Genomic DNA, 11105 nt, shown 5'->3' on the forward strand with positions numbered 1-11105 from the left:
CAGAGCACTGCCTCCCGTCGTTTTGGCGTGCTCTGGCGCCCTCGGTGTCGGGCCCCGGCTGTTTGTCGTAGGCGGCCGCTACGGTTCGCTTGTAGATCAAGGAAGGAGCCATTGCAGGGTGGGAGGGGCATCGTGATGGGCGGCGATGGACGGACAGTGGTGGTGTCGTACGCGACGGGATGGGATCTGTCTTCCGGTACCGCCTTGGGTCCTCTTTCAGGTTCTGAGGCCGAGGCGCGGGACCGCGCGGGGGAGCCGTATGTGATGGTGCATCGAGTGGAAGGCCGGTCCGCACCGGTCGAGGTGCACCTGGTGGCCTGGGGTGATCACTATGTGGGTGCGTGGGCGTACGACGATCAAACGCGCCGGACTCGGGAGATGGACTGGCGGCTGATCGAACCGGGGCGTCTGTTCCTGCGCCACTTCGAAGAATGGCGCTATGGCTCTCCAACGCAGGCCGAGTTCGCGGAGGACGCCTGGCGCACGAGCACGGACCTGTTTCCCGATGGCAAGGGACGCAAGGTGTCCGAGCCGAAAGGCCGCCGAGGCTCGTCGCTGCACACCCTTGCGGACATTCCTGAAACAGATCGATGGCGCGACAGGTCGACGTTGGGTGTACGAGGCGTCAGGAATCTGCTCTTTCCTCACGAGGCGCTGGTGGGCCGGCACGTCACTTATCGGGATTCATCCGGGGCTGTAGGCGATGGCGCACCTGCCGCTCAGACCCCTTGGCTGCCACCTCGCCCGGCCGAGCCGGAGCACTTGCGCGAGCTGTTCGAGCCCGGGACTCGCATGGCGACGCGTTTCGAGCCGGAGATGACAGTCGACGGTGTGCGTGACATCGCAGTGCTGCGTGTGCCCAGTGGCAGACTTACCGTCGCCGATCCGCTGATGACGGGGAATACCGCCGGCCGCGAGCTGACCGAGCGCATTCCACCGGGCGCATATCCGGTGCAGGCCGCTGTGGTCGCCTACGAGGGGCGGTACGAGGACGAGCGGTTCCCGGTGGAGGAAGACGTGGCCATCCGTCTTCTTGTGGACGCGGAGCCGCCGGTCTCCTGGGAATTGGCGCTCGCGGAGGGAGACGATGCCAGGCTTCTGCGGGACCGCGAGATATTCGGTTTCGACACCGACAGCGCAGCAGGTTGCTTCGCCGACTCCTCCGGTTGGGAAGTGCTCGCGCACAAGTACCGGAGCTATGTCGTGGACCGGCAGCGCGACGCCGGAGAGAACGTCGGTGAGGGCTTCATACGCACCTCTGACGACATGACCGGCAGCGATCTCGTGTCCTTCTACACCGGTGGAGACGGCACGTACCCGGTTTGGCTGGGGCGCTCGGAGTCCGGAAAATTGGTGTCCGTCGTAGTCGAGTGCGGGTACCTTCCCGATCTGCGAGTCCTGTGAGTAGCGCGGTTCCCTCGTGACAGGAATGTCCGGCCCGTGGCTGTTCTCGATGAAGATCTCCCAGGACATCCGCTGCGAACACGGTGGAACGCGGGCGGAGGTCGAGGAGAGGATGGCACAGAAGTCGAAGGAGTTCGCGGCCGCGGGTAACCGCGTGTATCTGCCGATCGCGGACTGAAGACCTTCAGGCCGAGACCACGTTGCGGTGCCCCGGTCCGCCGGGGCACCGTGTCACCCCGGTCACCCCGGTCACCCCGGTCACCCCGGTCACCCCGGTCAGCCCGGTCCTCGGGAAAGCCGCGCCTCGGCTCTCTCGGCTCGGCAGACTGACTTCATGGCAGCGACTTCACTGAGCAAGGGTGCCAACCTTCCCGTCGATGCTCGGGCGGTACGCGTCGAGCTCTCCTGGTCCGAAGAGCCGGGCGTGCCCGACGTCGACGCCTCCGCATTGCTGCTCACCGCGGCCGGACGCGTTCGGGACGACGGTGACTTCGTCTTCTACAACCAGCCGAACCACGCGTCCGATGCTGTGACCCACCTGGGGAAACAGCGTGCCGCCGGGGCCACCTCCGACACGATCGCGGTGGACCTCGGTTCACTGGAGCCGGCCGTCGAACGGATCGTGCTGTGTGCGTCGGCCGACGGCGGGACGTTCGGGCAGGTGCCCGGACTGATGCTGAGGCTGCTCGACGACGGGACGCGGACCGAGCTCGCCCGGTTCGAGATGGCGGCCGGGGCGGAGACCGCGTTCATCGGAGGTGAGCTGTACCTACGGCAGGGGCGGTGGAAGTTCCGTGCGGTCGGGCAGGGGTACGCCTCCGGGCTGGCGGGCCTGGCCACCGATTTCGGCATCACGGTCGACGACGCTCCGCCGGCCGTGCCGGTCCAGCCTGACCAACCGACCCAGCCGACGGCACCTGTTCAAGCCCCGCCGACACCATCCGCATCGCCAGCTCCACCGATGGTGCCACCCACCGCACCTCCGACGACACCACCCTCACCCACCCCACCCCCCGCCCCCCGCCTGACCAAGGGCGAGGAACACCTGCCCGTGGACATGCGCAAGCGGCTGTCGCTGCGCAAGCAGCAGGTGGCGGTGAGCCTGACCAAGCACGGGGTCGCCGGAACCACCGCGCGCGTCATCCTGGTTCTCGACGCCTCGGGCTCCATGTCGTCCCTGTACTCCCGCGGCATCGTGAGGGACGTGGTGGAGCGCATGGCCGCTGTCGCCGCACAACTCGACGACGACGGCGAGATGCAGGCCTGGACGTTCGCCTCGAACGCGGCCCGGCTGCCCGATCTCCGGCTCGGGGAGCTGCCCGAGTGGCTGCGGCTGCATGTCCGGGTCGGTGAGCTGAGCCTCTTTGGCCGCAAGAAGGCGAGGAAGGGCCTCGAGGCAGGTCAGGTCGACATGCGGATGATCGGTATCCAGAACGAGGAACAGAAGGTGATCGCCCAGGTTCGTACATACGTCCGGGAGAACCCGGCCGCGGTTCCCACACTCGTGCTCTTCTTCTCCGACGGAGGCGTCTACCGCAACGCCCAGATCGAGCGAGAGCTGCGGGAGGCAGTGGAGGAACCGGTCTTCTGGCAGTTCGTGGGTCTGGGGCGGTCCAACTACGGCGTGCTGGAGCGGTTCGACACCCTGCCCGGCCGCCGTGTCGACAACGTGGGCTTCTTCGCGGTCGACGACATCAGCACGGTCCCCGATCAGGAGCTGTACGACCGGCTTCTGTCGGAGTTTCCCAGCTGGATGGCCGCGGCCCGCCAGGCGGGCATCCTCTGACCGGATGTCGCAGCCCGGCGCGCAGAGCACCACGGGTGGGTGGCCCGTGCGGTCGGCATGGCCACGCACAGCCGCACGTACAGCGGGGTGTGTTCGGCTTGCGCTCCCCTGGGTGGGGGCGCAAGCCGAGGATTACTCCGGCTGGTGCTCGGGCCCCCCGAACTCCGGGCTCGTGTAGTCCGGGCTCGTGAAGCTCGGGCGCGAGCGCGATTCCGGGCCGTCGCCGGGGCTGGTGAAGCCCGGGCGGTCGTAGCCGAGGTGCGGGATACGACTGGTCGACGCCGACGGGGCCGTATGGTGCAGTGCGGACGGGCCGGGGTCGGCGAGCGCCTCGCGCAGAAACGGCAGGATGCCGTTCTCCAGCAGGGCCTCGTGCCAGGCTTCCCTGGCCTTGGCCACCTCGCCGCTGAGCTCGCCGTACGGACCGGCCTCCAGCGAGGGCCGGTTGCGCAGTGCGGTGAGCAGCAACCCGACGGCGGCGACCAGGATCGCGACCGCGGTGACGGCGCCGAACACCCACCCGGTGGTGAGCATGGTCTCGGCGAAAGCCGGCTCGGGGTCCAGCATCTTCAGGATGTAGCCGACGAGCAGGAAGATCGCCGCGGCCGTTCCGGCCAGGACGGGGGCGAGGACCGCGACGATGGCGACGGCACCCGCGCCGGAGGTTTCGGCGACTTCTCCCATGGTGGTGGCGAGCCCCACCGCGCCCGTGCCGGGCTCCGCGGAGCCGGACTCGCGAGTGGACGACGGGGTGGACGGCGCCGGGCGGCGCAGTTCCTCGCGGACCTTCACGTAGTGCTGGTACTCGGTCGCCGCGGCCGCCGTGATGAATGCGGTGGCGTTGAGCGCCATGGTGCGCAGCTGTTCAGGGTTGAGCCGCTGTCCGACAGCGGCCAGTTCCGGGCGTTGTGGTGCGGAGCGCAGCGCCTCATCGAGGATCCGCTCGTATTCCTGGCGGTCCTCGCTCAACAGGTGCTGCGGAACGCTGTTCATGTGCATCCCCCGATGCTCCGTAGGGCTGGTGGCTCGCACGCTGACGAGCCGTTGGGCAGAAACGGAGGGGAGCCTGCTACGGATAAGCCGATGGTAGAGCGGTGACGGTGCGCCGTGACAGGGGGTTTCCAGAAATTGGGCCCTGGCCTGCGCCGTCGTGCGCCGGTCCGCCGTCGCGGTACGCCTGCCCGGTAAACCCTCAGATATCCAGGGGAAGTTGCTGGACCAGTAGCTTTCCGGCCATGGTCACTCCGCCGTCCATGGCGATGGCGAGGCCGTCGGCGTAGACGTGCGGTCCCTCGACCACGGGACCGGAGCTGTCCTCGCCGTCCTCGGAGCCGACCTCGCCCAGCAGATACGGAATGGGGCTGTGGCCGTGAACGATGCGGGTGCCGCCGTACGTATCGAGGAGGGAGCGTACGGCGTCGGCGCCGCCCTCGTCGCGGAAGGAGAAGCGCTTGGTGAACTTGCGGAACAAGTCCCAGACTTCGTTCGCGTCGTTACGGGTGAGGGTCTCGCGGACGTTGTCGTTGACTTCCTCGATGGAGTTGCCGTACTCGAGGTAGGCGGTGGTGTCCGAGTGGACGAGCAGATGGCCGTCGACCTCCTCGACGGCGTCGAGGCGGGCCATCCACTGCAGATGGTGGTCCTGGAGGCGGTCCATGTCGGTCTTCTGACCGCCGTTGAGCAGCCAGGCCGCTTGGAAGGTGGCGGTGCCCGCGCCGGAGTTGACGGGAGTGTCGCCGAATCGCTTGGCGCCGAGCAGCAGCAGTTCATGGTTGCCCATCAGGGCCTTGCAGTAGCCGCCGGCCGCGGCGGCCTCGGCGGACAGCCGCATCACGAGGTCGATGACGCCGATGCCGTCCGGACCGCGGTCGGTGAAGTCGCCGAGGAACCACAGCCGGGCGGTGCCGGCGCACCACTGGCCGGCGGCGTCGATGAGGCCCTTCTCCTGCAGGGCGGCCACCAGCTCCTCGAGGTAGCCGTGAACGTCACCCACGACGTAGAGGGGGCCGGGGCCGGTGCCGGGCTGCGGGGCCAGCGTGGGTGCGGGGTCGACGGTCACCTGAAGCGTGTCACCCCGACGGATGACGGGCAGGTCGCGCTCCGTGGGGGTGTACCCCTCCGGGTGGTCGACCGGTTCCGCGACGGGGCTGATGGCCTCGCCGGGATGCGTGCTGTGGACGTACGGACCGGTCTCGTGCACATACGCGGGCACCCGGAAGTCGCGCAGCGTCGCCGTCCGCTTCACCTCGGGTCCCTGACCGGCCCCCTGAGTCATCGACCCCTCCACCATCGCGCCGCATCTGCACCGCTTCGGACTGCCTGGTCGCAGCGGCCCGCGGTGTCGTGGGCCCATCATAGGAATGCGGATCGCGCTGTGTGATGACCCAGGGGTAGTGAATCGGAGCAAGACTCCAGTTCATCGCGGCTTTCGCCCCGATTGGGCAGGGCTTTGCCCGCCTGGTGACCGCCCTGCGCAGATCCCCTCCCGGGTGACCGCCTCGCTCTACCCGTTGTCGGGCGACCGCGGCGGGCTGACCGTCGTGCGCGGGGAACGCCGCTGCGACGAGGTTCGCACGATCAGCTCGGTCGGTATCACCTGCTCGACCGGACGGTCCGATTCCACGCCCTCGATGGCGTCGATCAGCAGCTGGATCACGGCCGTGCCGATGCGGCGCGGCTTCAGGGAGAGTGTGGTGATGGCCGGCTCGGTGTTGGCGTACACGGTGGACTCGCTGCAGCAGACCAGCAGCAGATCGTCCGGTACGCGCAGTCCGTAGCGGCGGGCGGCGGCGAGCAGGTCGGTGCCGTTCGGGTCGAACAGGCCGTAGACGGCGTCCGGTCGGTCGGGGCGGGCCAGCAGCCGGTCGGCGGCGACGGCACCCGCGCACGGGTCGTGTGCCGGGTAGGCCTCGTAGACCGGGTCCTGGCCGACGCGTTCGCACCAGTGCAGATACGCGGTGGTGGACAGGTGTGTGTACGTGTCGGTCGTGGTGCCGGTCAGCAGGCCGATGCGCCGGGCGCCCGCTTCGGCCAGGTGGTCGAGGATGCCGAGGACGGCGGCCTCGTGGTCGTTGTCGACCCAGGCCGTGACCGGGAGCGTGCCGGCCGGCCGGCCGTCGGAGACGACCGGGAGACCCTGCCGGACGAGTTCGCTGACGACCGGGTCCTGGTCGGACGGGTCGATGACGACGGTCCCGTCGAGGGCGACGTTCGACCACACGTCGTGACGCGAGGTCGCGGGCAGGATGACGAGGGCGTAACCACGGGCGAGCGCGGCGGAGGTGGCGGCGCGGGCCATCTCGGCGAAGTACGCGAACTCCGTGAAGGTGAAAGGTTCATCCCCGTATGTCGTCACGGTCAGACCGATCAGTCCGGACTTGCCGGTACGGAGGGTGCGGGCGGCGGCCGAGGGGCGGTACCCCAGTCGGTCGGCGACCTCGCGGACATGGCGTCGGGTGGCGTCGGGGAGCCGGCCCTTGCCGTTGAGGGCGTCGGAGACGGTCGTGATGGAGACCCCGGCGGCGGCGGCCACATCTCTGATGCCCGCCCGGCCCGGTCGGCTGCCTCGACGTGAGGTTTCCGCGCGGCTCACCTGGTGCTTCCCTGCTGCTGTCATGGCGAGCCGATAGTAGGGCTCACGTGGTGGGGTAGTGCGGACGCATATGCACCCGTTGACAGGCACGTTTCTGCAAGGTCATTAAGGGTCAAATACCTTGGTATGAAAGGGAGTTGACCCATCCTGTTGTAGTACTTGACTTGTCGGAGCGCACAGGCCTGCCAAGTGGTCGATGTTTCGAAGAGGTCTCAACTCACCTGCACGGGTGATGCGCGCTACGGCGTGAGCCACCGGCGCGTAGATATATGTGCAGCACGCCCCCCGATTCACACCCTTCATACGATGATGCCCCTGATGCCAGTGGGGCAGATGGGGTTCGTCCCGCGCACCCGGAGGCCGCACGCGGAGGGCGCGCAGTTGGTGCCGGGCCATACGCAGCCGTGCCGAATCCTCATAAGGTGAGAAGCATTGGAAGCCGGCGGCAGTCAGGGCTGCCGGTGGTCGCGAGGAGGACTGCGGTGAGCGAGACGAGCCCGAAGCTGCGCGCCGAGTTGGAGGGGATCCCCACCTACAAGCCGGGCAAGCCGGCCGCGGCCGGCGGCCCCGTGGCCTACAAGCTGTCCTCCAACGAGAACCCCTATCCGCCGCTGCCCGGCGTGATGGAGGCGGTGACGGCGGCGGCCTCGTCCTTCAACCGCTACCCGGATCTGGCCTGCACGGACCTGATGAACGAGCTGTCCGACCGGTTCGGTGTCCCTGTCTCGCATCTGGCCACCGGCACCGGCTCGGTCGGTGTCGCCCAGCAGTTGGTCCAGGCCACCAGCGGTCCCGGTGACGAGGTGATCTATGCGTGGCGCTCCTTCGAGGCGTACCCGATCATCACGCAGATCAGCGGTGCGACGTCCGTGCAGGTGCCGCTGACCCCGGGCGCGGTGCACGACCTGGACGCGATGGCGGACGCGATCACGGACCGGACCCGCCTGGTCATCGTCTGCAACCCCAACAACCCCACGGGCACCGTCGTCCGACGGGACGAGCTCGAGCGCTTCCTCGACCGCGTGCCGAGCGACGTGGTCGTCGTGCTCGACGAGGCGTACCGCGAGTTCATCCGCGACCCCGAGGTGCCGGACGGTGTCGAGCTGTACCGGAACCGGCCCAACGTCTGTGTACTGCGGACGTTCTCGAAGGCGTACGGGCTGGCCGGCCTGCGCGTCGGTTTCGCCATCGCCCACGAGCCGGTCGCGGCGGCGCTGCGCAAGACGGCTGTGCCGTTCGGAGTGAGCCGGATTGCCCAGGAGGCGGCGATCGCCTCGCTGCGTGCCGAGGACGAGCTGCTGGGCCGGGTCGGTTCGCTGGTCTGTGAGCGCAACCGCGTGGTCGACGGGCTGCGCGGCCAGGGCTGGACGCTGCCCGAGTCCCAGGCCAACTTCGTGTGGCTGCCGCTGGGGGAGCGCGCGGTCGCCTTCACGGAGGCGTGTGAGGCGGCAGGTGTGGTCGTACGGCCGTTCCCCGGCGAGGGTGTGCGGGTGACGGTCGGGGAGACCGAGGCGAACGACATCCTCCTGAAGGTGGCGGAAGGATTCCGTAAGGAGTTCTAGGCGGTCGCCGACGGTGTTGAACGGGCTCGCGAGGTGACTCTCGCCGCTTCGCGAGCCCGGCGTAGGTCCGTAGGGGACCCCCCTTCGAGGCATCGAAAGCCAGTGCGCCATAATTGCTTGTGAATGTGAACGCGTTCACAAGCGCCCCCACGGCGACGTAAGGAGAGACGACGTGGAATTGGCTTTGGCGCCGGAGACGCTGGCGCGCTGGCAGTTTGGCATCACCACCGTCTACCACTTCCTGTTCGTCCCCCTGACGATCTCCCTCGCTGCCCTCACGGCCGGCCTGCAGACCGCGTGGGTGCGTACGGAGAAGGAGAAGTATCTCAAGGCGACCAAGTTCTGGGGCAAGCTCTTCCTGATCAACATCGCGATGGGTGTCGTCACCGGCATCGTGCAGGAGTTCCAGTTCGGCATGAACTGGTCCGACTACTCGCGCTTCGTCGGCGATGTCTTCGGTGCTCCCCTCGCCTTCGAGGCCCTGATCGCCTTCTTCTTCGAGTCCACCTTCATCGGGCTGTGGATCTTCGGCTGGGACAAGCTGCCGAAGAAGATCCACCTGGCCTGCATCTGGATGGTCTCGATCGGCACGCTTCTGTCGGCGTACTTCATCCTCGCGGCCAACTCCTGGATGCAGCACCCGGTCGGCTACCGGATCAACGAGGAGAAGGGCCGCGCCGAGCTGACCGACTTCTGGCTGGTCCTCACCCAGAACACGACACTCAACCAGGTCTTCCACAGCTTCTCGGCCGCCTTCCTGACGGGTGGCGCCTTCATGGTGGGCATCGCCGCCTTCCACCTGATGCGCAAGAAGCACATCCCGGTGATGCGGACGTCGCTCCGGCTCGGCCTGGTCACTCTGGCGGTCGGCGGTGTGCTCACCGCGGTCAGCGGGGACACCCTCGGCAAGGTCATGTACGAGCAGCAGCCGATGAAGATGGCCGCCGCCGAGGCCCTGTGGGAGGGCGAGAGCCCGGCACCGTTCTCCGTCTTCGCGTACGGGGACGTCGACAAGGGGCACAACAAGGTCGCCCTGGAGATACCCGGGCTGCTGTCCTTCCTGGCCCACAGCGACTTCGAGTCGTATGTGCCCGGCATCCACGACACCAACAAGGCCCTGCAGGAGAAGTTCGGGCCGGGTGACTACAAGCCCATCGTCCCCGTCGCCTACTGGGGCTTCCGGTGGATGATCGGCTTCGGCATGGCGTCCCTCTCCCTGGGCCTGCTGGGGCTGTGGCTCACGCGGAAGAAGTTCCTGCTGCCGGCCGCCCTGCGGACCGGGGAGGACGAGGTGCCGCATCTGGTGCTGCTGAAGAAGCCGCTCGGGTCGAGGCTCACCCGGCTGTACTGGCTGCTCGCCCTCTGGACGATGGCGTTTCCGCTGATCGCCAACGCCTGGGGCTGGATCTTCACCGAGATGGGCCGGCAGCCGTGGGTCGTCTACGGCCTGTTCCAGACCCGCGACGCGGTCTCCCCCGGTGTCTCCACGGGCGAAGTGCTCACCTCGATGATCGTCTTCACGACGCTCTACGCGATCCTCGCCGTGATCGAGGTCAAGCTGCTCGCGAAGTACGTCAAAGCCGGCCCGCCCGAGCTGACCGAGGCCGACCTCAACCCGCCCACGAAGATCGGCGGCGACTCCCGTGACGCCGACAAGCCGATGGCCTTCTCGTACTAGGCCGAGGGAGCTGCACAGTCATGGAACTGCACGACGTCTGGTTCGTCCTGATCGCCGTCCTGTGGATCGGCTACTTCTTCCTCGAAGGCTTCGACTTCGGGGTCGGCGTCCTCACCAAGCTGCTCGCCCGCAACCGGCCCGAGAAGCGGGTGCTGATCAACACGATCGGCCCGGTCTGGGACGGCAACGAGGTGTGGCTGCTCTCGGCCGGCGGCGCGACCTTCGCCGCCTTCCCCGAGTGGTACGCCACGCTCTTCTCGGGCTTCTACCTGCCTCTGCTGCTCATCCTGGTCTGCCTGATCGTCCGGGGTGTCGCCTTCGAGTACCGGGCCAAGCGGCCCGAGGAGAACTGGCAGCGCAACTGGGAGAACGCGATCTTCTGGTGCTCGCTGATTCCCGCGTTCCTGTGGGGCGTGGCCTTCGGCAACATCGTTCGCGGCGTGAAGATCGACCAGGACTTCGAGTACGTCGGAAATCTCTGGGACCTGCTCAACCCGTACGCACTTCTCGGCGGCCTCGTCACACTGACGCTGTTCACCTTCCACGGCGCGGTGTTCACGGCGCTCAAGACCGTCGGGGGGATTCGGGAGCGGGCACGGAAGCTGGCGCTCCAGGTCGGTCTGCTCACGGCCGGGTTGGCCTCGGTCTTCCTGCTCTGGACCCAGGTCGACAGCGGGGACGGCAAGAGCCTCGTCGCGATGATCGTGGCGGTCGCCGCCCTGGTCGCGGCGCTGGTGGCGAACCAGGCCGGGCGTGAGGGCTGGGCGTTCGCGCTGTCCGGCGTCACCATCGTGGCCGCCGTCGCGATGCTCTTCCTGTCGCTCTTCCCCGACGTCATGCCGTCTTCGCTCAATGAGGAGTGGAGTCTCACGGTCACCAACGCCTCGTCGAGCCCGTACACCCTGAAGATCATGACCTGGTGCGCGGGCATCGCCGCGCCGATCGTCGTGCTGTACCAGTCGTGGACCTACTGGGTGTTCCGTAAGCGGATCGGAACACAGCACATCGCCGCGGATGCTGCCGCCGGCTCCGCACACTGAGTCCGACAGGGGCATGTTTCACGTGAAACATGCCCCTTGAGAC

Annotated in this window: 9 protein-coding genes; 6 read left to right on the top strand and 3 right to left on the bottom strand. The window is 67.8% G+C overall.

From position 1 onward, the window contains the following. Positions 1-135 precede the first annotated feature (135 nt). From ACKTSN_RS23820 to ACKTSN_RS23830, 3 genes are all read left to right on the top strand, one after another. Positions 136-1404 (top strand): DUF4241 domain-containing protein, encoded by a 1269-nt coding sequence (locus tag ACKTSN_RS23820; protein WP_409474904.1) that lies wholly within the window; start codon positions 136-138, stop codon positions 1402-1404. A gap of 16 nt (positions 1405-1420) precedes the next feature. Beyond that, positions 1421-1582, top strand: coding sequence for a hypothetical protein (locus tag ACKTSN_RS23825; protein ID WP_409475128.1), 162 nt, complete (start codon positions 1421-1423; stop codon positions 1580-1582). A gap of 156 nt (positions 1583-1738) precedes the next feature. After that, positions 1739-3190, top strand: a complete 1452-nt coding sequence (locus tag ACKTSN_RS23830) for a VWA domain-containing protein (protein WP_409470972.1) — start codon at positions 1739-1741, stop codon at positions 3188-3190. Between the two features lie 132 nt (positions 3191-3322). On the opposite strand, the gene ACKTSN_RS23835 is transcribed toward ACKTSN_RS23830, so the two are convergent. The 3 genes from ACKTSN_RS23835 to ACKTSN_RS23845 form a co-directional block, all read right to left on the bottom strand. Continuing rightward, on the bottom strand, positions 3323-4189 hold the full coding sequence (locus tag ACKTSN_RS23835) for a hypothetical protein (protein ID WP_409470973.1): 867 nt from the start codon (positions 4187-4189) through the stop codon (positions 3323-3325). A gap of 193 nt (positions 4190-4382) precedes the next feature. Next, complete coding sequence (locus tag ACKTSN_RS23840) at positions 4383-5480, bottom strand: metallophosphoesterase (RefSeq protein WP_409470974.1); 1098 nt, start codon at positions 5478-5480, stop codon at positions 4383-4385. 213 nt (positions 5481-5693) lie between these two features. Then, the gene (locus tag ACKTSN_RS23845) at positions 5694-6806 is read right to left on the bottom strand and encodes a LacI family DNA-binding transcriptional regulator (RefSeq protein WP_409470975.1); all 1113 of its coding nucleotides are present in this window, start codon (positions 6804-6806) and stop codon (positions 5694-5696) included. A 458-nt stretch (positions 6807-7264) separates the two neighbouring features. Here ACKTSN_RS23845 and hisC point away from each other — a divergent pair, with 458 nt between their 5' ends. From hisC to cydB, 3 genes are all read left to right on the top strand, one after another. Then, positions 7265-8344: a histidinol-phosphate transaminase gene (gene hisC / locus ACKTSN_RS23850; protein WP_409470976.1), complete on the top strand. Its 1080-nt coding sequence runs from the start codon at positions 7265-7267 to the stop codon at positions 8342-8344. Positions 8345-8516: 172 nt separating this feature from the next. Then, positions 8517-10022, top strand: a complete 1506-nt coding sequence (locus ACKTSN_RS23855) for a cytochrome ubiquinol oxidase subunit I (protein WP_409470977.1) — start codon at positions 8517-8519, stop codon at positions 10020-10022. A 20-nt stretch (positions 10023-10042) separates the two neighbouring features. Continuing rightward, positions 10043-11062, top strand: coding sequence for a cytochrome d ubiquinol oxidase subunit II (gene cydB / locus ACKTSN_RS23860; protein ID WP_409470978.1), 1020 nt, complete (start codon positions 10043-10045; stop codon positions 11060-11062). The last annotated feature ends 43 nt before the right edge of the window (positions 11063-11105 follow it).

The organism is Streptomyces flavusporus (assembly GCF_046267975.1).
Classification (GTDB): domain Bacteria; phylum Actinomycetota; class Actinomycetes; order Streptomycetales; family Streptomycetaceae; genus Streptomyces; species Streptomyces flavusporus.

What these genes read in the sequence shown, in the direction of transcription:
- ACKTSN_RS23820 (WP_409474904.1), top strand. Translation starts at nt 136, where the DNA reads ATGGGCGGCGATGGACGGACAGTGGTGGTGTCGTACGCGACGGGATGG.
- ACKTSN_RS23830 (WP_409470972.1), top strand. Translation starts at nt 1,739, where the DNA reads ATGGCAGCGACTTCACTGAGCAAGGGTGCCAACCTTCCCGTCGATGCT.
- ACKTSN_RS23840 (WP_409470974.1), bottom strand. Translation starts at nt 5,480, where the DNA reads ATGGTGGAGGGGTCGATGACTCAGGGGGCCGGTCAGGGACCCGAGGTG.
- ACKTSN_RS23845 (WP_409470975.1), bottom strand. Translation starts at nt 6,806, where the DNA reads ATGACAGCAGCAGGGAAGCACCAGGTGAGCCGCGCGGAAACCTCACGT.
- cydB (WP_409470978.1), top strand. Translation starts at nt 10,043, where the DNA reads ATGGAACTGCACGACGTCTGGTTCGTCCTGATCGCCGTCCTGTGGATC.
- ACKTSN_RS23835 (WP_409470973.1), bottom strand. Translation starts at nt 4,189, where the DNA reads ATGCACATGAACAGCGTTCCGCAGCACCTGTTGAGCGAGGACCGCCAG.